This is a genomic window from Clostridium aestuarii (genome assembly GCF_026735135.1).
Lineage (GTDB): Bacteria > Bacillota > Clostridia > Clostridiales > Clostridiaceae > Clostridium_H > Clostridium_H aestuarii.
In genome coordinates this window covers 617,731-639,018 of record NZ_JAPQER010000002.1, presented here as the reverse complement: position 1 = coordinate 639,018, position 21,288 = coordinate 617,731, and the positions used below count along the sequence as shown (strand labels likewise).

The following is a 21,288-nucleotide window of genomic DNA, read 5'->3' as shown; positions in this document are numbered from 1 at the left end:
CAGAACCATTTGTAGAAATTGTTAATTGCATAAAACTTTAAAGTTTTAAATTTTTTGTTTATATATGATGGAATAGCTATTCTCATAAAAAAACATAAAAATAAAGAGAGAACAAAACCCAAGTTTGTTCTCTCTGTTTATATTCAGAGTCTATCCAGATACAATACTTTTGCCTGAGAATTTCACTATGCTTTATTGGTGTAAAACATAGTTTGTCCCTTCGGCGGCTTAATAATAAGCACTCTCTTATATCCTTCGTCTAGTGAACTTTATTCAAGATTTCCATTTATTACTTAATGTTAATTTCATTAAGATTGTATAATATAAAAACATCATTGTCAACAAGTTTTGTTTTAAATTGTATAAATTTTTTATTTACATATTAAAAAAAATTATGTATTAAGGAAACTATCCTTTACTAAGAAAAAAATATAAATTTGAAAACAAAGTAGACAAATTTTATTGCTTAAAGGTATAATAAATAATGCAATAAATTTAATTTAGGATGGGATATTATGAATGAGACAACGCTTATAGTAAAAAAAGAATTTATTAATAAATACAAGAATGGATATCCGTTGATTTTTAAAGAAGCTATAGAAAATATAAAAGATTTAAAAAAAGAAGGACAAATTGTAAAGATTATAGATAAAAAAAATACTTTTTTAGGAAGAGGATATTATGGAAATCAAAACAAGGGATGCGGTTGGGTTTTAAGTAGTAGTAAAAAAAGTTCTATTGATTATAAATTATTTTATGATAAGCTTAGGAACGCACTATATAAAAGAAAAAGATTTTATTATTCTAAGGATACTACTGCATTTAGAGTAGTTAATGGAGAAGGAGACGGAATAGGAGGTCTTACTGTTGACTATTTTGATGGGTATTATCTTATAACTTGGTATAGTAAAGGAATATATGCATTTAAAGATATAATAATTAAAGCAATAAAATCTTTAGTACCTTTTGATGGCATATATGAAAAAAAGAGATTTGATGAAAATGGTATGGTTATAGATCAAGACAGTTATGTATGCGGAAGAAAAGCACCAGAACCCCTTATAGTTAAGGAAAATGGAGTTAACTTTGCAATTTATCTTAATGATGGTGCAATGGTAGGAGTGTTTTTAGATCAAAAGGAAGTAAGAAAATCTATTAGAGATAAGTATTCTAAAAATAAAACTGTATTAAATACTTTTTCGTATACAGGAGCTTTTTCCATGTTTGCGGCAAAAGGAGGAGCAATTACTACAAGTCTTGATTTAGCAAAGAGAAGTTTAGATAAAACTATTGAGAATTTTAATATAAATAATATTGATTATAAAAAGCATAATATAATAGTTGAAGATCTTTTTGTTTATTTTAAACAGATAAAAAAGAATAATATAAAATTTGATATGGTTATTCTTGATCCACCAAGTTTTGCTACATCTAAGGATAACAGTTTTAGTGCAGCTAGAGACTATAAAGACTTGGTTAAATCAACTATTGAGATAACAGAAGATGAAGGAATGATTATAGCTTCTACAAATTGCAGTACATTTAATATGATAAAGTTTAAAAAATTTATAGACAAAGCTTTTGAGGAATCAAATAAAAAATATCAAATAATAGAGGAGCATCAGCTTCCAAAAGATTTTGCAGTTACAGATAAATTTCCAGAAGGAAACTATTTGAAAGTTTTATTTATAAGAATTTACTAAATTGAAAAAGTTTTAAATGAAAAGGCTCAGAAAATTTGCTAAACTAATTTTCTGAGCCAAAATATTAACCATTAAATGTGAAAATTCTTATTTGGTTAATAATTTATATTTTAAATTTAGATATTAAATTTTCTAGTGATTTTGAAATAGAATTCAAAGTGGCAGAATCTTCCGTCAAACCTTTAACACTAGTTCCTTCTTCAATAGTAGATTCAAGTATATTTTCAGTAGAATTTTTTATTCCTTTTGAAGAGTGTATTATTGTTTCAAGAAGTTGTTTTACCGTGTCATTAAAAGTTTTTTGCTCTTGTATCATAGAACTTAATTCTTTAGAATATTTCTCGAAATTATCTAAATTTTCAATAATAGAATTTAAATTAGACTGAGTACCCTTTATAGAATTTAATTTAGTTATTGTATTTTCCACATCTAAATTCATAGTTTCTATAGTTGTATTTGATTCTTCTTCTATTTTGAGTACTAAGTTTTCCATTTCATTTAAAGTAGTATTCGTTTCTTCTGCTAGTTTTCTTACTTCCTCAGCAACTACTGAAAATCCTTTACCTGCTTCTCCAGCTCTTGCGGCTTCGATACTTGCATTTAATGATAAAAGATTAGTTTGCTTTGAAATATTCCTAATCATATCTAATGTTTTATCTATCTGTTTTGTTCTACATTCTAAATTTTTCATAGATTTTACAGAAAAATTAACTAAATTTATAATTTTATTTAATTCACCTACTGAAGTGTCCATTAAATTTTTAGTTTTCTTTATAACTTCTACACTATGACTTGTTTTATTAACATTTTCTTTTGACATGTTATAAATTTTATCCATAGAACCATTTACATCATCAAAGCTTTCATAAATATTGTTTATATCTTCATTTTGTTTTGTGATATCAAAATTTACTTTTTTAATTTGTTCATCAATATTATCTGCGGTTGAGACTATAGTGTCATTTGTAATTTGCAAATTACTAGAAATTTGATTTAATCCACCGACATCATTTTTTATAGAATAAATAATATTTCTTATAGATTTTGAAGAATCATTTATGGCTTTTATTAATATAGCAATTTCATCTTTTTCTTTGATGTCTATAGTTTGAGTTAAATCTCCATTTGTTAGTGCTTTTGAACATTCAATTCCTTTATCAATAGTTTTTAATAATTTTTTACTTAAAAACATTGAAATTAGAATTGTAAATAGTATTCCTACAACTAATAGTGCAATATCTATAATTAAAATGCTATTTAATTGATTAGTTATAGCTGATTTTTTATATAAAATAATTAATTTCCATCCTGTGGAGTTAATATTATTATAGAAAGCGTAATATTTTTCTTTATTATAGTCTGTAATTTCAAATGCTGTTTCTTTACTTTTTATTGTATTGTATAATGCACCAATTTCATTGTTTTCATTATTAATATTCTTTTTCAACATATAGTCTGAATTAGTATGATATATATACGTACCTTCCTCAGAAACTAGTAGTGGAAATCCTTGATTCTTTAAATCTATATTTTCCATTATTTCTTGAATTCTATCTAAGTTAACATCTATACCAGAAACACCTATAGTTTGTCCTTTATTATTTTCTAAAATTTTTACGCCTGAAATAAGTTTTCTTCCAGTAGCATCTTCTAAATATGGTTCTGTCCAAGTAAATTCTTTTGTATTTATGCCTATTTTATACCAGTCTTGTTCCCAATATTTGAAGTCGTTCATAGTACTTGGTTCAAAAGAAGAGGGAGCTTTATTTTCATCTCTAAGAATGCACATATATGGAAGTTCATTTTCAATTTGCATATTTGGTCTGAAAAATGTATATAAAGTTTCTAAGTTATCATCTGGTTTCATTATATCTGATAAAGAATCTTTTAAATATAGTTTTACACTATTATAATTTTCTTTTGTATATTCTAAATTCTTACTCATAGATGCAATAGTATTTCCTTTTGCTTCAAGACTTTTTATAACTTTATCAATATCTTTAGATATTTTTTGAGTATTCATTAACTCTTTTTGTTCAAATTCATGAAGAATTTTTTTCTTTGCTGTATTATAATTGAAAAAGCATATTAATATTAAGATAAAACTGATAGTCAGTGAAAACCAAAATATTAATTTACTCTTTATACTGCGCATTAAACTTCACCTCAATATTAATTTATTAGCATATTTTAGCTAACTATATTTTTTATTTAAAGAGAAAACTTAAATTTTAGTATTTCTCTTTATTTTATTCTAGTTTTTATAAAAAAGTGTCAAATGTCTATTATATTTGGTTTAGTGTTTATGAAATTAATAGAATATATTTTTTATCAATAATATATGAAGTTTATGTGGTAGATTAGAAAAAAACATTGTATAATTAATGTTGAATTTTGTCGTGAATTTGGAGTAGTGTTATTTACTAGAAGGGAGAGAAGTATGAGTATATTAACGGTTAAGAACATGAGCCATGGGTTTGGCGATAGAGCTATATTTGAAGATGTTTCATTTAGATTATTAAAAGGGGAACATATTGGATTAATAGGGGCAAATGGAGAAGGTAAATCTACCTTTATGAATATAATAACTGGAAAGCTTATGCCTGATGAAGGAAAGATTCAATGGAGTAATAGGGTGAATGTTGGTTACATGGATCAGCATACTCAATTAGAAAAGGGAAAAAGTATAAGAGATGTATTAAGAGAGGCTTTTCAATATCTATTTGATTTAGAACAGGAAATGCTTCAAATAACGGATAAAATGGCTGAGGCATCACCAGAACAATTAGAGAAATTATTAGAGGAAATGGGAAATATCCAAGACTTATTAGACAATAATGATTTCTACATTATAGATGCAAAGATTGAAGAAATTGCAGGAGGATTAGGTCTTAGAGATATAGGATTAGATAAAGATGTAACTGACTTAAGTGGTGGACAAAGAACTAAGGTGTTACTTGCAAAGTTGCTTTTACAGAAGCCAGATATTTTATTATTAGACGAGCCTACTAACTATTTAGATGAGCAACATATTGAGTGGCTTAAAAGATTTCTTCAAAATTATGATAATGCATTTATATTAATATCACATGATATTCCTTTTTTAAACAGTGTAATAAACTTAATTTATCATGTAGAAAACAGACAGCTTACTAGATATGTTGGAGACTATGATGATTTTATGAGAATCTATGAAGTCAAGAAAAAACAGCTTGAAACTGCATATGAAAGACAGCAGCAGGAAATTGCAAAGCTTGAAGACTTTATAGCAAGAAATAAGGCAAGGGCTGCGACTACTGGAATGGCAAAAGCTAGACAAAAGAAACTAGATAAGATTGATAAAATAGAGATTTCTTCAGAAAAACCAAAACCACAGTTTAACTTTAAAAAAGGAAGAACTTCAGGAAAGCTTATATTTGAAACAAGAGATTTAGTTATAGGGTATAATGAACCACTTTCAAAACCATTAAGTTTAATCATGGAAAGAGGTCAAAAGATTGCTCTGGTAGGAGCTAATGGACTTGGTAAAACGACTCTTTTAAAGAGTTTAATGGGTCAAATTAAGCCTTTGAATGGAGAAGTAGAACTTGGAGATTATCAGTTTTTAGGATACTTTGAGCAGGAAATAAAAGAAGCTAACTATAGCACTTGTATTCAAGAAATTTGGAAAGAGTTTCCTTCATATACTCAATATGAAGTAAGATCAGCTTTAGCAAAATGTGGATTAATCACAAAACACATAGAAAGTAAGGTTTGTGTTTTAAGTGGAGGAGAGCAAGCTAAGGTTAGATTATGCAAGCTTATAAATAGAGAAACTAATATATTAATATTAGATGAGCCTACTAATCACTTAGATGTGGAGGCTAAAGAAGAGTTGAAAAGAGCTTTGAAAGAGTACAAGGGAAGCATATTGTTAGTATGTCATGAACCAGAATTTTATAGAGATATAGTGACTGATATTTGGAATTGCGAAGAATGGACAACTAAAATCGTTTAATTAAAAATATTTAATGCGTTGAGTGAGAAAGTAAAAATGATCTCACCAACGCATTTGGTTTTTTTATAATAGGAGGGATAGAAGCACTTATAGGGAGTATATTTGGTATAATATCGACGATAATTATAAATATAATTATTAATAAAAATAGGAGTTAAATATTTTAAGTAGATAGATAATTGATTTAAAAATGAGAAATACTAATTTTAAAAGAAATGGCAATATTAGTTTTTTAATATTTCTTAAAATTGTGGTAATATGTTATCTAACAGCACTATAAATGATAAATTTTTAAAATTAAAATTTATTCAAGATAAGAATTGACAGTAAAGTATAATTTTGTTTTTGCAAAGTTTAAATTATTGGAGGACATATATGATAAAAATTATAGCGGATTCAACATGTGATTTGTCTCAGATGATTATTGAAAAGTATGATATTAGTTTAGCGCCGTTAACTATTAATATAGCAGGAAAAGCATATAGGGATAGAATAGATATTAAACCAGATGAATTTTACAATATTATGGAGGACTTAGATGAATATCCAACTACTGCAATGCCAAGTCCTACTGAATATTTAAATATAATAAAGAAGGCGGTTGAAGACGGTTACACAGAAATATTATGTATCTGTATGTCTAGTGGCACAAGTGGTGCTTATCAATCTGCTACGATTGCTAAAGAATATTTTTTGGAAGAAGACCCCAAATCAATTATCAAAGTTCACATTTTAGATTCAAAGTGCATGAGTCATGGCAGTGGATGGTTAGTTCTAAAAAGTGCAAGATTAATAGAACAAAGGGTTAGTTTTAAAGAACTAATAGAGTTTAATGAGACATATAAAACAAATGTGAAACATTTTCTCTCTGTAGATGATTTAGACCATTTAGTGAAAAGTGGTAGATTAACAAATGCCAGTGCATTTGTAGGTAAAATTCTAAAACTTAAGCCTATAATGACTATGAAAAAAGGAAAAGGAGCAATTGTTGCCAAAGAGAGAGGGCTAAAAAAAGTATTTAAACATTACGTTAATGAATTTATTAATAGGAATGATTGGAATATTACAGATTTTATTATAATTGGTTATACTTCAGATATAAAGGTTGCTGAAAATCTAAAACATAAAATTATTAAAGAGACAGATTTTATAGGTGATATATTTATTATGCAAATGGGTGTAGCAGTAGGAACACATGTTGGATTAGGTGCTATTTCCATGTATTTTATTGAAAAAGGGCATAAGAAAGACAATTTATTAATAAATGAAATGCATGAAATTATTGAAAAGAAAAATGAATTATTAGAAAGAATTAAACACAATAAATAGATTGAGAAAATTGCATGAGTTCTAGATTACATAGATACATGCAATTTTCTCAATTAGCAAATTTTCTACGTATAAAATAAAAAACTTGAAATTAATAATTGTAAGGTGTATGATGAATTTCGTTAGCTAAATAATTAGATAGCTAAATAATTTATGAGTTTGAGGTGTTAATAGTGAAATCACGTTTAGATAAAAATAAACTTCCAGGATATTTAATACATCAGATAGCACATGATTTTCGGTTTAAATATGATAAAAAATTAGAACAATATAATATAACTTGTTCTCAGATAAAAGTAATGAGATGTTTATGGAATAAAGATGGAATCACTCAAAAACAAATATTACAGCAAATTAATATTAAACCATCTTCTTTAACTAAGCTTATTAATATTTTAGTGGGAAAAGGCTTAGTAGAGAGAAGAGAAGATGAGAGAGATGCTAGAAATAATTTGATTTTCTTAACCTCAAAAGGGAAAAAAATTGAGAAAGAGACATGGGAAATAATATTTAAAATGGAGGAACAACTAGTTGAGGGGTTTTCACAAGAAGAGAAGTATTTATTAATATCTTTTCTTGTAAGAATGCAAGAAAGTTTTCAGAAATAATATAAATAAAATCATAGAGGAATAGTTATATATAAATGTTTAGATAGCTAAATATTTATATAAAAAGGAGAGTAGGGGTATGGATAAAACAGTAAGATTGAGAGAAGAGAATGTAGCAAGGCTATTATTGAGATTTTTTATACCAGCTATTATTGGTAATGTGGTAAATGCTTTATATAATATTGTGGATAGAGTATATATAGGAAGAGGAGTAGGAGATTTAGCTTTAGCTGGATTAAGCATTGCATTTCCTATTATGATAATTACTTCTGGATTTGGCATGCTTATGGGTATTGGCGGAGGAGTGTTGGAATCTCTTAATTTAGGGAAAAAAGACCAGAATAAAGCAGAAAAAGTGTTAGGAAATACATTTGTATTGCTTATTATTGCGTCAATTGCAGTAAGTATATTGTGTTTTATAATAAAAACTCCATTATTAAAAGCTTTTGGTGCAAGTAAAAATACTCTTAAGTTTGCAGAAGAATATTTATCGATTATTTTATTTGGAACTATAGTTCAAAATTTAGGATTTGGATTAAACAACTCTATTCGTTCTGAAGGCAATGCTAATATTGCTATGTCAACTATGATAATTGGTGCTGTATTAAATATAATTTTAGATCCAATATTTATATTTGTTTTTGGAATGGGAATAAAAGGAGCAGCCATAGCTACAGTTATTTCTCAAACAGTTAACACAATATGGGTTATTGTACATTTTAGAAGTAATAGAAGTATATTAAAACTTAAGAAAGAAAACTTAAAATTAAATATTCAAATTGTTAAAGGAATTATCGCAATAGGTATGGCTCCTTTTGCAGTTCAAGTAGCTGGTGGAGCTGTGAATGTTTTATTAAACAAACAGTTAATCATATACAGTGGAGATTCTGCTATTGGGGCTATGGGAGTTATAAATAGTATTTCCATGCTCATAATAATGTCCATAATATCTATAACACAAGCAGCTCAACCTATTATAGGTTATAATTATGGTGCTAAATTGTATTTCAGAGTTAAAAAGACTTTAAAATTAGCTGTTACTGGTGCAGTTGCTCTTGGTGTTGTATCAAATATAATAATTCAATTATTCCCAGAGCACATAATTGGAGTGTTTAATTCAGAGCCTAAACTAATGCAAATAGGTTCTGTAGGATTAAGAATTTTTTTGTGTATGCTTCCAATTATAGGATACCAAATAATAGGTTCTAATTATTTTCAGGCTATAGGAAAAGCTAAGATTTCTATAATACTTTCAATGTTGAGACAAGTAGTTATTTTAATACCGTTATTAATAATTTTACCTAAATATTTAGGGCTAATTGGCGTATGGGTTGCTTCTCCAGTATCAGATGTTATTTCATTTTTTATAACAATGATTCTTTTTAGGAAAGAAGTTAAGAAACTGGATATAGGCAATTTGGATAATACAGAACTAGAAGTATGTTAAATTAAAAAATAGAAACAAAGGATTGTTGAATATGGCATATATTTATATTGTAGAGTGTAATGATGGAACACTTTATACAGGGTGGACAACAAATATTCAAAGAAGAATAAATCAGCATAATGAAGGTAAAGGTGCAAAATATACTAGAGCTAGACGTCCAGTAGTATTAAAATATTTTGAAGAATTTGAAACAAAACAAGAGGCTATGAAAAGAGAATATAAAATAAAAAAAATGTCCAGAAAGGATAAAATAAAGTTGTTTACTGAAAAAAAGTTATCTTCCAATTGAGTAAATCCAAATGTTAAATTAATAATTTAACATTACATTTATGTTTACATATAATAAAGAGTAAAACAGAAATTATAGGTTAAAACTTATAATTTCTGTTTTACTTCGTACATAAGATAGTAAGTGTAAATATAAATTTTTTATGGAGGTATAAATGAAATTTAAAAAATTTGATGAAAATACTTTTGTTTTAAGGTTGGAAGCTGGAGAAGAAATAGTTGAAAGCTTGAAGCTGTTTTCCAGAATAAATAATATTAAAGCTGCTAGTGTTAGTGGAATTGGTGCTGTGCAAAAAGTTGTTCTTGCAGTTTATAGACCAAGTATAAAAGGATATAAAATAAGAAAATTTGATAAAAATTTTGAGATGACAAATTTAGAAGGGAATATTACTACAAAAGATAATAAACCATATATTCATATTCATGTAACATTAGCCGATAAAGAATTCAGATGCTTTGGGGGACATCTAGAATCAGCTATAATAATGCCTACATGTGAATTGGTGATTAATGTTATCCATGAAGATATTGAAAGGATATATGAAGAGAGTTTAAATATAAATGTAATGGACTTGTAGTTTTATTAAGCCATCTAATGTAATAATTAGATTTTTATGTTTATATAAATAGACATTTTAGCTGTGATATAATATTTATATTAAGGAATATATTTTTTATAATATATTTTCTAAAGGTTCATAAAGCTATGAAATTTTAGAAATTGGAGGATAAAAACAAATGAAGAGACCATTAAGTAAATCAAATTATAAATTTATTTTAAAGGAGCTAATGTATCAAAGAGAAAAAGAGATAATTACTGAAGAACAGTTTAATAGAATTGTCAATTCTTATGAAGAGGTATCAAGTGTAAATTTTATAAGAATACTTGTTACTATAGGAGCAATTTTAATAGGGCTTGGGATTTTAAGTTTTGTAGCTAGTAACTGGGATTATATCAGTAAAATATCAAAAATTATTATTATTATATCTGTTTTAGGAATATCTATGTTTACATCGTTTAAACTGGAGAGTAGTTATGAAAAGACATCAAAAGCTTTATTATATTTGAGTGCATTAATATATGGTTCAGGAATATTTTTGATAGGACAAATATTTAACTATGGTGGAGAATTTACAACAGCTTTTTTGCTATGGGCAGTAGGAATATTAGCAATTTCGCTGATAATGAAGGAAAAAATACTATTTATGTTTTCACATGTATTATTAATTATATATATAAACGGAAATTTTAGAGAAAATATAATAATCTATCCTTTGATACTTATTAGTATTTTCTATATTGGTAATAAATATTTTAATCATGATAAGTTTATAACATTCCTTAATAATGCCGCAACTTTGAATTTTATATTGTATTTATTGGATTATATGAATTTAAATAATAGCTATAGAGTTATTATATTTTTGTTAATAGGATTAGGAATGTATTATATAAAGCACAATTTAAATTTAAGTATATTTAAGCTCCAAGGACTTATTTTAATAGGAATAAATGGAGTGGTTTTAACTTATAAATATGTTTGGCAAGAACTACCGTTTATAAACAGTGGAAGTGTAATAGCAGTTGTGTTTGGTATACTACTTTTGATATATTTATTGAGCTTAGTTAGAAAAGGACTTTTAATACCCTTAGTATTTATCTGTATTTTGATTTTAAGATATTATTTTGATACTTTATATAATTTTATGCCAAAATCATTGTTCTTTGTTGTTGGGGGACTTATCCTCCTAGGATTTGGTTATTACTTTGAAAAACTTAGGAAAAGCCTTGGAGGTGAACTAGATGAATAAATTAATTCAGAGAAGAGGCTTTAAATATTTAGCATCATTTTTTATATTGTTTTTTATTTTAACTTCTATGACAGTACGACCAATAATGACAAATATGCTAGGAGAAGAAATACTTATTAAAATAAAACCTCTTGATCCAAGAGATTTATTCAGAGGTGATTATGTACAACTTAATTATGAGATAAATGATATAGATTCAGAAAAGTTAGATAAAGAAATATTAAAACTAAAAGGTGAAAATGAATATTATCCTTTTGAAGCTTTAAAAGAAAATAAACTGTATGTATCTTTAAAAAAGAATGTGAAAAGTTATGAGGTAGATAAAGTAACATTAAAAAAACCTAAAGAAGGAGTATTTCTTAAGGGTAAATATGAATATTCTCTTTGGCATAATAACAAGAAAGATAAATTAGATGGAATAAGGGTTAAGTATACATTAGATAAATATTTTGTACCTGAGAATACAGGAGAAGAATTAGAAGAAAAAGCTAGAAAGGGAGAAGTTTTTGCAAAGATAAAGGTGTATAAAGGTTATTCTTATTTAAAAGAGATTGTTGATTGAGAAAATTTCCTTAAAAAATAAAAGTTAATAGTTGATTTAAAAGGAGCATCCATGCCAATGATGGCGAGGATGTTCCTTTAGTATAATTATGAAAATTTGTGATGTGAATTTTAGATATTGAATTATTAGTATATATTTTGAGTTATTAATATTAAGTAATATAGTGTAGTTAATAATATAGTATTTATAGTAGCTTATATTATACTTCTATGTATAAATAATACTTTAAAGAGAGAATATATAGTTTGAATATATAGTATTTAATTACTTATGAAAAATATTTTATCTACAAGGATGGAGTTATATGAAACCGAAAATAAGTACATATCAATTTTTTATAATGATGGTTTTACTACCTTATGGTAGTGCAGTACTATTTTTTCTAGCTCCTGAAAATAAACAAGATGCATGGATAGCTATGATTATTTATTCATTAAGTGGAATTATTCTCCAATTACTATATATATCATTGTATAATAGCTATAAAGAAGATACGTTGATTACATATTTACCCAAAATATATGGAAAATTTTTAGGTAATGTGTTTGGAATATTATATATATTATATTTTACATATATAGGTTCAAGAGTGGTAAGAGATTTTTTGGAATTGATAAATATTACTGGCTTTAAATATACACCTATGTGGGTTATAGGGGCAACTTTCATGGTAGTAACAATATATGGTGTAAGCAGAGGTGTGGAGACCATAGCCAGTGTTTCACAAGCGTTTTTTATTGCTATAATTTCTTTACCCTTATTAGTTGGGGTATTATTAATATTATCAGAAGATGTATTTAGAATTAGTAATCTTAAACCTATTTTGCAAGATGGGATTATAGAAGTAATAAAAAATGGGTGGCCTCTTATATTTTTTCCATATGGTGAAACAATTGTGTTTACGATGTTTTATCCTTATATAAATGAACAAACAAAAATAAAGAAGGTAGCTGTGGGTTCTATTATATTTGAAGGTATAATACTGTCCTTTGTAAATATATTATTTATATGTGGATTAGGAGTTGATCTTACAGTAATAAGTATTTGTCCTTTTTTTCAGGTTGTTCAACGAATAAGTGTTTTTGAGTTTTTAACTAGGTTAGATATAATATTTGTAATTATTTTAATTATAGGAGGCTTTTTTAAAATTACTATATTAATGTATGCTGCAGTTTTGGGAACAGTACAAATAACTAAAATAAAAAATATAAAAGTTTTTTCATTAATATTTGGAATGATAATTTTTATTCTATCCCTAGTTATAGCAGAAAGTTATTTACAGCATATAGAAATAGGCTTAGAATTTGTCGTTAAGTATGTACATACAATCTTTCAAATAGTTATTCCATTGTTAACATTTATATTACACTATATTAGAAAGATATTCTATAAGCCAAGAAAGCTATAGGAAAACTTAATCTTGACAGAAAGTGAAAGTATAACTTTTGTTGAAAATTATTAATATAATTAAAAAAGGGGCTATCTAAGAATAAATTTTAAATACAATATACTGATTTGTAATTTGAAAATTGCACAGTATATTGTATTTTTTTATTTTCATACAACTTTTGTGTGTTAATAACAATATTAAAACGTTACTTGTTGAAAAAAACAGTGAAAAAAATCGAAATTTTTAGAAAAATGCAAGAATAGTCTTGCGAAATTCACAAAGTTTGTTTATAATAAACATAAATAAACTTTTAATGAGCTTTTATAAGTTTCAAATACTATCAAATGTTTATTTTAAACACTTAATGGTATTTAAAATGAAAACTATTAAAAAGGAGACTTTAGTATGTTGCTTGAAGAAAGAAGGAAGAACATAATTGAATATTTACAAAAACATGGAAAGGCAGAGGTTGAACAGTTATCAAAAAAATTAGATGTATCTGCTATGACAATAAGAAGAGATCTTGCATATTTGCAGGAAAAAGGATTGATTGTTCGTACTCATGGAGGAGCAATATGCAATCCAGTTCAAAATTATGAGATTCCTTATTTATCAAAAGAAAGCATAAACAAAGAAGAAAAAGAAAAAATCGGGAAAGCAGCTGTAGAACTGATTTTAGAGAAACAATCAATAATAATAGATGCAGGGACAACTTGTTTAGAAATAGCTAAAAATTTAAATTCTAACAAAGATATAACTGTAATAACTAATGATATAAAGATAGCAAGTATTGTGTATAATTATCCGGATGTTAAACTTTTTTGTGCAGGAGGATTTGTACAACCTAATTTAGGAGCGATGTTTGGAAATTATGCTGAAAAATTTATTGAGAGTATAAACGTAGATTATGCCTTTATTGGTGTTTCTACAATTGATGATGAGTTTGTTATATCAACACCAACCTTTGAAAAAGCATTTTTAAAGAAAAAGATGATGGATAGTGCTAATAAAGTGGTTATGTTAGCAGATAGCAGTAAATTTAATAAGCGATCTTTAGCTAAAATTTGTAAATTAGAAGATATAGATATTTTAATAACGGATAATAAAATAACTTATGAAATGAGACAAGAAATTGAAAAAATAATACCTAAACTTATTATTGTATAAAGGTGGGATTACGTGGATAAAATTCTGATTATTGCTGATGATTTTACAGGGGCTAATGCAACAGGAGTATTATTAAAAAAAAATGGTTTTAAGGCAACATCTTTTTTAAGCTATGATAATGTTGATGATTATGATGGAGATTCTGAAGTTTTATGTATTAATACTGATACTAGGGCTTCAAATTCAGAAGATGCATATAAGCTTTTTAAAAAAATAACTGAAAGCTTTAGTGATAAAGCTAAAATTATTAGTAAGAGAATAGATAGTACTTTAAGAGGAAATATAGGAAGTGAGATAGATGGGGTACTAGATGGACTTAGTGAAGAACATAAAGCTATAATAGTGCCCGTTTATCCAGCATCAGGAAGAATTGCTGTAGGCGGATATTTGTTGGTAAATGGTGTTCCACTTCATAAAACGGGTGTAGCAAAAGACCCTAAAACCCCTATTACATCATCAAATATCTTGGAAATAGTAAAAATGCAGACAAACAGAGAAGTTGGTTATATTCCAATAGAAGATGTGTTTAAAGGAGGAGAATATCTATGTAAACAATTACAAGAAATCAAAGAGGATATCATTGTGATAGATGCTATTTCCGAGGAAGATATAGATGTTATTTCTAAGGCATGTATCAAATCTCAAATAAAATTTATTTGTGTAGATCCAGGTCCCTTTACTCAACATATAGCCTCAAATATTATGATAAGAAAAAAACAGAAGACAAATAAAATATTAATGGTAATAGGAAGTGCTTCTGAGTTAACACTAAATCAAATGGAATACCTATTCAATAAAAGAGAAGTGCTTATATATTGTTTTGATATTGATAATTTATTAGATAATTTTGAAGATGAAGCAGAGAAAGCCTGTAAATATATACTATCAAATTGTGATAATTATAAATATATATGCCTTACAACTACATTGAAAAAAGAAAATATATTGAACTTAAAAGAATCAGCAGAAATTAAGAATACAACTTTAAACCAGTTGTCATCGATATTATCCAGTAATATAAATAAAGTTGCAACCAGAGTTTTAGAAACACAACCAGATATAAAAACTGTTTATCTCAGTGGAGGAGATACTGCTTTAGGTTTTATAGAGAGCATAAATGCGAAGGCAATAGAGATAGTTGATGAAATTATTCCACTTGCAGTATATGGAAGTTTGATTCAAGGAAAATTTGATGGAATAAAGGTAGTTACGAAAGGAGGGCTTGTAGGGGAGAAAAGTACATTAGACGATATTGTTACTTATATAGAAGAAAAATCTAAAGGAGGAGATGTGTGTGGATAGACCAATAATTGGAATACCGTTAGGAGATGTTGCAGGCATAGGACCTGAAATCTTAGTAAAAGCATTAGCTAAAAAGGAAATATATGATATATGTAAACCAATTGTAATTGGAGAATATAATTCAGTACAACGAGTAATAGAAGTAACAGGAGAAAAACTGCAAATAAATGTAGTTAATGATACTAAAAATGGAAAATATGAATTGGGATATATAGATTTAATTGATTTAAAAAATGTAGATATAAGCAATGTTGAATTTGGAAAAATACAGGCAGAGGCAGGGAAAGCAGCTTTTGAATTTATAGAAAAATCAGTTAAATTATGTAAAAACGAACAAATTGTAGGGATAGCTACAACTCCTATTAATAAAGAAGCACTAAAAGCTGCTAATATAAATTATATTGGTCATACGGAAATATTAGCAGGACTTACAGATAGTTATGATCCTCTTACTATGTTTCAAGTGTATGATTTACGAGTGTTCTTTTTAACTAGACATGTTAGTTTAAAGAAAGCAGTTGAAATGATAAAAGAGAATAGAATTTTAGAATATATTCAAAGAAGCAGTCGTGCACTTGAAGACTTAGGTATTACCAATCCTAAGATGGCTGTTGCAGGATTGAATCCTCACAGTGGTGAGCATGGATTATTTGGAAATGAAGAAGGTGAACAAATAGAGCCTGCAATTAAAAAGGCACGTGCTGAAGGAATAGATATAGTAGGACCTATTGCAGCTGATTCCGTTTTTCATATTGCATTAAATGGTTTATTTGATGGTGTTTTATCACTATATCATGATCAAGGACATATAGCTACAAAAATGGTGGATTTCGAAAGAACTATTTCTGTAACAATTGGGTTGCCGTTTATGAGAACATCAGTTGATCATGGTACAGCTTTTGATATAGCAGGTAAAAATATAGCAAGCTCAGTAAGTATGGAAGAAGCAATAAAATTAGCAGCAATTTATTCACCAGCGTATATTTCGAAAAGAAAGGAGGAGTAATATTATATAGTATTTGCTATCTAGAGAATAGTCAAAATTTTATGAAAATATGGAGGGTTGTTAATGAAAAAGGTATTTAGTTATATTATGGTTTTAGCTCTTATGGTTTCTTTAATAGGATGTGGTAGTGAAAAATCAAGTACAAATTCAGAAGATAATAAAAAACAAGAAGTAAAAACTATGCGTATAGCACATACACTTGCTCCTGATTCGCATTATAATAAAGGGTTAATAAAATTTGGAGAGTTATTAGAAGAAAAATCAGGTGGTCAACTAAAAGTTGAATTGTTTCATAGTGCTCAACTTGGAAGTGAAAGAGATGCTATTGAAGGTATATCACTAGGAACATTAGAAGCTACATTGACATCTACAGCTCCATTGGCAAACTTTTCTAAAAAATTCATGGTGTTTGATTTACCATTTATAATTCAAGATAGAGAGAAAGCTTTCGCTGCAATGGATGGTGAAATGGGTAAAAATATGCTTGGTTCACTTGATAGCAAAGGTATAAAAGGTTTAGGATTCTGGGAAAATGGATTTAGAATGCTTACAAATAGTAAAAGACGAATCAATACACCAAAAGATATTGCAGGATTAAAGATAAGATTAATGGAAAACCCAGTTCATGTTGAAACTTTTAAAGTATTAGGAGCACAGCCCGTTCCAATGCCTTTCGGTGAGTTATTTACAGCTATGCAACAAAAAACTGTTGATGGACAAGAAAATCCGTTAGTTATAATAGATACTAGTAAATTTAATGAAGTTCAAGAGAATTTAGCTTTAACAGGACATTTTTATTCACCGGCTGCTTTCTTAATAAGTAAATCTTTCTTTGATGGCTTATCACCAGAATTACAAAAAGTTGTATCAGAGGCTGAAGTTGAGGCACGAAAGTGGCAAAGAAATTATTGTCAGGAGTTAGAAAAAGAATTAGTTACTAAATTAGAAGAAAAAGGAATGAAGATTACAAAACCTGATAAGAAAGCGCTTCAAGAAGCTACAAAATCTGTTTATGATAAATTTAAAGATGAAATTGGTGAAGATGTTATTAATGCATTGGTAAAATAAAGCAAATACTTGACGACTCTTATAAAATAAGAGTCGTCGTTGTATAAGAATTTAACTTGAATTAGGGGGTGGCAAGGATTGGTAAGATTTTTTGATAGGATTGAAGAGTATATACTTATAATATTATTTCCACTTATGACATTAATAGTTTTTGCAGCAACTGTATCAAGATATTTAAACCTTGTATCAATGCCTTGGTCAGAAGAACTTGCACGATATATAATGGCTTGGATGGCTTATATAGGTGCTAGTTTAGGAGTAAAAAGAAGTGCTCATTTAGGTGTTGAAGTTATAGTGAATCTTTTTCCAGAGAGGTTAAAAAAATTTGCAGGAATATTGAGAGTAGTAATAATACTATTGTTTAATGTTTTAGTTATTATGTTTTCTTATAAAATTATAATGCATCAAATTAAAATAGAACAACTTTCTCCAGCTATGGGTATACCTATCTGGGTTGCTTATTTATCTGTACCTGTGGGTAGCTTTATGATGTGTATTCGCTCAATACAGATAGTAATAAAGCAAAATACAAGTAAAGAAGAATAACGAAAGGGGTGAGTTAGGGGATATGACATTATTATTATTTGGAACATTATTTATATTATTAATTTTAAATATACCAATAGGGGTTTCGTTGGGATTAGCATCTATTACTGCGCTTACGTTTGGTGATATGCCAACGCCATCCTTAGTTGTTGCACAAAGAATGTTTACGTCTGTTGATTCATTTCCATTTATGGCTATACCGTTTTTTATGCTTGCTGGAGGACTCATGGAACATGGGGGTATTTCAAAAAGGTTAATAAAATTTGCTGAGGCATGCGTTGGTACAGTTGGAGGAGGCCTTGCTATTATAACTATTATTGCTTCTGCGTTCTTTGGCGCAATTTCAGGATCAAATCCAGCAACAGTTGCAGCTATTGGTGGTATTATGATTCCAGCTATGGTTAAGGCGGGGTATCCAAAAGATTTTGCTTCAGCGGTTGCAGCTGCAGGAGGTACTCTTGGAGTTGTAATTCCACCAAGTATTCCTATGATTACGTATGGTGTTGTTGCAGGAGTTTCAATAAGTACTTTATTTATAGCAGGTATTGTACCAGGTATTATTTTAGCTATAGGATTAATGGTGGTTATTTCTATTTATGCAAAAAAACTAGATTTGCCAAAAGGAAAACCTACAAATATAAAGAAAATTATTGCTGCTTTTAAAGAAGCAATTTTAGCACTTTTAATGCCAATAATTATTTTGGGTGGAATATATGGTGGTGTATTTACTCCCACAGAAGCAGCTGCTGTAGCTGTAGTATATGCTTTTATAGTAAGTGTATTTATATATAAGGAAATAAAAGTAAAAGATTTATCACCTATAATAGTAAAGGCTGCAACTAGTACATCTGTAGTATTATTTGTTATTGCTACATCAGCTTCTTTTTCATGGATAATTACTAGTGCTCAAATTCCAGCAAAGGTTACTACTGCAATGATGGGATTAACATCAAATGTTTTTGTAATTACGCTACTTATTAACATAATGTTATTGTTCCTAGGAAGTTTTTTAGAAACTCAAGCGATTATATTACTTGTAGCGCCTATATTATTACCGCTTATGACGGGTTTAGGAATAAGCCCAATATTACTAGGTATAATTATAGTTGTTAATACTTCAGTAGGTATGATAACCCCTCCTATGGCAGTTAATCTATTTGTTGCTTGTGGAATATCGGGATTAAAAGTAGAACAAATTAGTAAAAAAATACTTGCTTTCTTGATTACGGAGATTGTTATTGTATTACTAATAACAAATTTCCCTCAAATTTCTTTGTTTTTACCTAGCATTCTTAAATAGTAGTTTTGATAAAGTAGAGTATCTACAAAGCTTTGTGAAAGTAAAAGGCTTTGTAGATATTTTTTATAAATGACATATAAAGGTTAATTTGTAGTTGGTGGAGAAATAATATATGGGGTGATATTATGGAGTATCCTAAAATGTATAAGGTGAGACAAAATTTTGATAACTCAAAGATTAGGGATATCAAAAAAGAAATAATAAAAGAGTGCGGATTAATAAATATAGGAGAAAAAATAACACCAGGAATGAAAATTGCTGTTACAGCAGGAAGTAGAGGGATTTCTAATATTTCAGAAATTATTAAAATAGTTTGTGATTATTTAAAAAATTTAGGAGCTCATCCGTTTATAATACCAGCTATGGGTAGTCATGGTGGGGCTTCAGCTAATGGTCAAGTAAATGTTTTAAAAAAGTTAGGAATTACAGAAAAAAGTATGGGATATCCAATTTTTTCAGATATGGAAACTATATTTCTTGAGCAAACTGAAGATGGTGCACCAGTGTATATGGATAAAAATGCGTATTATTCAGATGGAATTGTAGTAGTAAATCGTATAAAACCACACACAGATTTTAATGGAGATACTGAAAGTGGATTGTTAAAAATGATATCAGTAGGTCTTGGTAAGGCTAAAGGTTGTTCATCTATGCATACCTATGGACTTAGGAAAACGATACCTAAAGCTGCAAAAATTGCTATGGATAAAGCTCCTATATTATTTGGAATAGCTATACTAGAAAATTCAAAGGATGAAACGTATAAGTTAAAAGCTGTTCTTCCTGATGAATTTGAAAAAGTAGAAAAAAAACTTTTAAATGAAGTAAAAAATATTGTGCCCAAATTACCATCAGATTTTTATGATATTTTAATTATTAAAGAGATGGGGAAAATGTTCAGTGGTACCGGGGTCGATACAAAAGTAATAGGAAGAATGATGGTTTTTGGAGAAGAGGAACCTAAAAAGCCTGTGATAAAAAAAATTGTCATATTAAATTTATCAGATTCGTCTTATGGAAATGCATTAGGCATTGGATTAGCTGACATAACTACTAAAAAATTAGTTGATAAAATTGATTTTGATGCTATGTATGCAAATGTAATACCAACTACATTTTTAAGTAGGGCAAAAATACCTATTACAATGATAAATGACAAAAAAGCCATAGAAACAGCCTTTGAGACAATTGGTTCAGTTATTCCGAAAGAAGCAAAGATAGCAATTATAGATAATACATTACAACTTGAGGAGCTATATGTGTCAGAAATGGTTTTGAAGGATTTAGATAAAATTCAAATTTTAAATAGTGATGTTAGCTTAAAATTTGATGATCAAGGAAATATAAAATTATAAAGGAGCTGAGTAGCTGTGAAAATGATGCATACTAAATTACCAGAATTTATTCTAAAAATGAAAAGAGCAGTAGCTAAACATTTTGCAGATAAGGAAATAGATATTAAAGGTCTTGAAAATTTGAAAACTGCGAAAATGCAGTCGTTGCGCACAGGAAGAATTGAGTCAGCAGTAGAGGAAATTGCTAATGATAATGATGTTAAAAAAGTAGAATTAGTAGTAATGCCAAGAGTACCTGAAACTATGCATACTGTTGTAGTAAAGGGAATTGATAAAGACGGTAAACCTAAAAAAGCTATTTTAGAAGTTATAAATATACTTCATCCTACTGAAGAAGTGGAATTAGAAGGATGTGAAGAAATTGATGATAGAAGACCATCACTAGGTAAACACTAAGGGGGGAGAATA

At 27.9% G+C, this 21,288-nt stretch carries 19 protein-coding genes and 1 riboswitch; of the genes, 18 read left to right on the top strand and 1 reads right to left on the bottom strand.

Annotated elements, in window-relative coordinates; translation table 11 throughout:
* Nucleotides 1-151 precede the first annotated feature (151 nt).
* A riboswitch (glycine riboswitch) is annotated at nucleotides 152-259 on the bottom strand.
* Nucleotides 260-515: 256 nt separating this feature from the next.
* Nucleotides 516-1,703: a class I SAM-dependent rRNA methyltransferase gene (locus tag OW763_RS07240; protein ID WP_268040419.1), complete on the top strand. Its 1,188-nt coding sequence runs from the start codon at nucleotides 516-518 to the stop codon at nucleotides 1,701-1,703.
* 103 nt (nucleotides 1,704-1,806) lie between these two features.
* On the opposite strand, the gene OW763_RS07235 is transcribed toward OW763_RS07240, so the two are convergent.
* Entirely contained in the window at nucleotides 1,807-3,858 is a 2,052-nt protein-coding gene (locus OW763_RS07235) for a methyl-accepting chemotaxis protein (RefSeq protein WP_268040418.1), read from the bottom strand.
* Between the two features lie 285 nt (nucleotides 3,859-4,143).
* On the opposite strand from OW763_RS07235, the gene OW763_RS07230 reads away from it, so the two are divergent.
* The 17 genes from OW763_RS07230 (at nucleotide 4,144) to OW763_RS07150 (ending at nucleotide 21,276) form a co-directional block, all read left to right on the top strand.
* Nucleotides 4,144-5,700: an ABC-F family ATP-binding cassette domain-containing protein gene (locus OW763_RS07230; protein ID WP_268040417.1), complete on the top strand. Its 1,557-nt coding sequence runs from the start codon at nucleotides 4,144-4,146 to the stop codon at nucleotides 5,698-5,700.
* Nucleotides 5,701-6,075: 375 nt separating this feature from the next.
* On the top strand, nucleotides 6,076-7,029 hold the full coding sequence (locus OW763_RS07225) for a DegV family protein (protein ID WP_268040416.1): 954 nt from the start codon (nucleotides 6,076-6,078) through the stop codon (nucleotides 7,027-7,029).
* 173 nt (nucleotides 7,030-7,202) lie between these two features.
* A complete protein-coding gene (locus OW763_RS07220; protein ID WP_268040415.1) occupies nucleotides 7,203-7,637 on the top strand; it encodes a MarR family winged helix-turn-helix transcriptional regulator in 435 nt (144 codons plus the stop codon).
* 79 nt (nucleotides 7,638-7,716) lie between these two features.
* Nucleotides 7,717-9,084 (top strand): MATE family efflux transporter, encoded by a 1,368-nt coding sequence (locus tag OW763_RS07215; protein WP_268040414.1) that lies wholly within the window; start codon nucleotides 7,717-7,719, stop codon nucleotides 9,082-9,084.
* A gap of 31 nt (nucleotides 9,085-9,115) precedes the next feature.
* Nucleotides 9,116-9,373 carry a GIY-YIG nuclease family protein gene (locus tag OW763_RS07210; protein ID WP_268040413.1) on the top strand — a complete coding sequence of 86 codons (258 nt, stop codon included), beginning with the start codon at nucleotides 9,116-9,118 and terminating at the stop codon, nucleotides 9,371-9,373.
* 154 nt (nucleotides 9,374-9,527) lie between these two features.
* Nucleotides 9,528-9,950: a PPC domain-containing DNA-binding protein gene (locus tag OW763_RS07205; protein WP_268040412.1), complete on the top strand. Its 423-nt coding sequence runs from the start codon at nucleotides 9,528-9,530 to the stop codon at nucleotides 9,948-9,950.
* Between the two features lie 160 nt (nucleotides 9,951-10,110).
* A complete protein-coding gene (locus OW763_RS07200; RefSeq protein ID WP_268040411.1) occupies nucleotides 10,111-11,184 on the top strand; it encodes a DUF2157 domain-containing protein in 1,074 nt (357 codons plus the stop codon).
* Nucleotides 11,177-11,746, top strand: a complete 570-nt coding sequence (locus OW763_RS07195) for a GDYXXLXY domain-containing protein (RefSeq protein WP_268040410.1) — start codon at nucleotides 11,177-11,179, stop codon at nucleotides 11,744-11,746. Before OW763_RS07200 ends, OW763_RS07195 begins: the two co-directional genes overlap by 8 nt.
* A 304-nt stretch (nucleotides 11,747-12,050) precedes the next feature.
* On the top strand, nucleotides 12,051-13,154 hold the full coding sequence (locus OW763_RS07190) for a GerAB/ArcD/ProY family transporter (RefSeq protein ID WP_268040409.1): 1,104 nt from the start codon (nucleotides 12,051-12,053) through the stop codon (nucleotides 13,152-13,154).
* A gap of 387 nt (nucleotides 13,155-13,541) precedes the next feature.
* Nucleotides 13,542-14,303, top strand: a complete 762-nt coding sequence (locus OW763_RS07185) for a DeoR/GlpR family DNA-binding transcription regulator (protein WP_268040408.1) — start codon at nucleotides 13,542-13,544, stop codon at nucleotides 14,301-14,303.
* Nucleotides 14,304-14,315: 12 nt separating this feature from the next.
* The gene (locus OW763_RS07180; RefSeq protein ID WP_268040407.1) at nucleotides 14,316-15,605 is read left to right on the top strand and encodes a four-carbon acid sugar kinase family protein; all 1,290 of its coding nucleotides are present in this window, start codon (nucleotides 14,316-14,318) and stop codon (nucleotides 15,603-15,605) included.
* Nucleotides 15,592-16,611 carry a 4-hydroxythreonine-4-phosphate dehydrogenase PdxA gene (pdxA, locus tag OW763_RS07175; RefSeq protein WP_268040406.1) on the top strand — a complete coding sequence of 340 codons (1,020 nt, stop codon included), beginning with the start codon at nucleotides 15,592-15,594 and terminating at the stop codon, nucleotides 16,609-16,611. Before OW763_RS07180 ends, pdxA begins: the two co-directional genes overlap by 14 nt.
* Before the next feature lie 63 nt (nucleotides 16,612-16,674).
* Nucleotides 16,675-17,679, top strand: coding sequence for a TRAP transporter substrate-binding protein (locus tag OW763_RS07170; RefSeq protein ID WP_268040405.1), 1,005 nt, complete (start codon nucleotides 16,675-16,677; stop codon nucleotides 17,677-17,679).
* A gap of 78 nt (nucleotides 17,680-17,757) precedes the next feature.
* Nucleotides 17,758-18,225, top strand: coding sequence for a TRAP transporter small permease (locus OW763_RS07165; RefSeq protein WP_268040404.1), 468 nt, complete (start codon nucleotides 17,758-17,760; stop codon nucleotides 18,223-18,225).
* Between the two features lie 22 nt (nucleotides 18,226-18,247).
* Nucleotides 18,248-19,525 (top strand): TRAP transporter large permease, encoded by a 1,278-nt coding sequence (locus OW763_RS07160; RefSeq protein ID WP_268040403.1) that lies wholly within the window; start codon nucleotides 18,248-18,250, stop codon nucleotides 19,523-19,525.
* A gap of 125 nt (nucleotides 19,526-19,650) precedes the next feature.
* Nucleotides 19,651-20,880, top strand: coding sequence for a nickel pincer cofactor-dependent isomerase, group 22 (locus tag OW763_RS07155; protein WP_268040402.1), 1,230 nt, complete (start codon nucleotides 19,651-19,653; stop codon nucleotides 20,878-20,880).
* A 21-nt stretch (nucleotides 20,881-20,901) separates the two neighbouring features.
* Nucleotides 20,902-21,276 (top strand): hypothetical protein, encoded by a 375-nt coding sequence (locus OW763_RS07150; RefSeq protein ID WP_268040647.1) that lies wholly within the window; start codon nucleotides 20,902-20,904, stop codon nucleotides 21,274-21,276.
* Nucleotides 21,277-21,288: the final 12 nt, after the last annotated feature.

Bases quoted from the DNA above. Each gene is read 5' to 3' on its own strand.
- OW763_RS07200 (WP_268040411.1), top strand. From the start codon at position 10,111: ATGAAGAGACCATTAAGTAAATCAAATTATAAATTTATTTTAAAGGAG.
- pdxA (WP_268040406.1), top strand. From the start codon at position 15,592: ATGTGTGTGGATAGACCAATAATTGGAATACCGTTAGGAGATGTTGCA.
- OW763_RS07205 (WP_268040412.1), top strand. From the start codon at position 9,528: ATGAAATTTAAAAAATTTGATGAAAATACTTTTGTTTTAAGGTTGGAA.
- OW763_RS07230 (WP_268040417.1), top strand. From the start codon at position 4,144: ATGAGTATATTAACGGTTAAGAACATGAGCCATGGGTTTGGCGATAGA.
- OW763_RS07150 (WP_268040647.1), top strand. From the start codon at position 20,902: ATGATGCATACTAAATTACCAGAATTTATTCTAAAAATGAAAAGAGCA.
- OW763_RS07240 (WP_268040419.1), top strand. From the start codon at position 516: ATGAATGAGACAACGCTTATAGTAAAAAAAGAATTTATTAATAAATAC.
- OW763_RS07225 (WP_268040416.1), top strand. From the start codon at position 6,076: ATGATAAAAATTATAGCGGATTCAACATGTGATTTGTCTCAGATGATT.
- OW763_RS07185 (WP_268040408.1), top strand. From the start codon at position 13,542: ATGTTGCTTGAAGAAAGAAGGAAGAACATAATTGAATATTTACAAAAA.
- OW763_RS07190 (WP_268040409.1), top strand. From the start codon at position 12,051: ATGAAACCGAAAATAAGTACATATCAATTTTTTATAATGATGGTTTTA.
- OW763_RS07235 (WP_268040418.1), bottom strand. From the start codon at position 3,858: ATGCGCAGTATAAAGAGTAAATTAATATTTTGGTTTTCACTGACTATC.
- OW763_RS07215 (WP_268040414.1), top strand. From the start codon at position 7,717: ATGGATAAAACAGTAAGATTGAGAGAAGAGAATGTAGCAAGGCTATTA.
- OW763_RS07155 (WP_268040402.1), top strand. From the start codon at position 19,651: ATGGAGTATCCTAAAATGTATAAGGTGAGACAAAATTTTGATAACTCA.
- OW763_RS07160 (WP_268040403.1), top strand. From the start codon at position 18,248: ATGACATTATTATTATTTGGAACATTATTTATATTATTAATTTTAAAT.
- OW763_RS07195 (WP_268040410.1), top strand. From the start codon at position 11,177: ATGAATAAATTAATTCAGAGAAGAGGCTTTAAATATTTAGCATCATTT.
- OW763_RS07210 (WP_268040413.1), top strand. From the start codon at position 9,116: ATGGCATATATTTATATTGTAGAGTGTAATGATGGAACACTTTATACA.
- OW763_RS07170 (WP_268040405.1), top strand. From the start codon at position 16,675: ATGAAAAAGGTATTTAGTTATATTATGGTTTTAGCTCTTATGGTTTCT.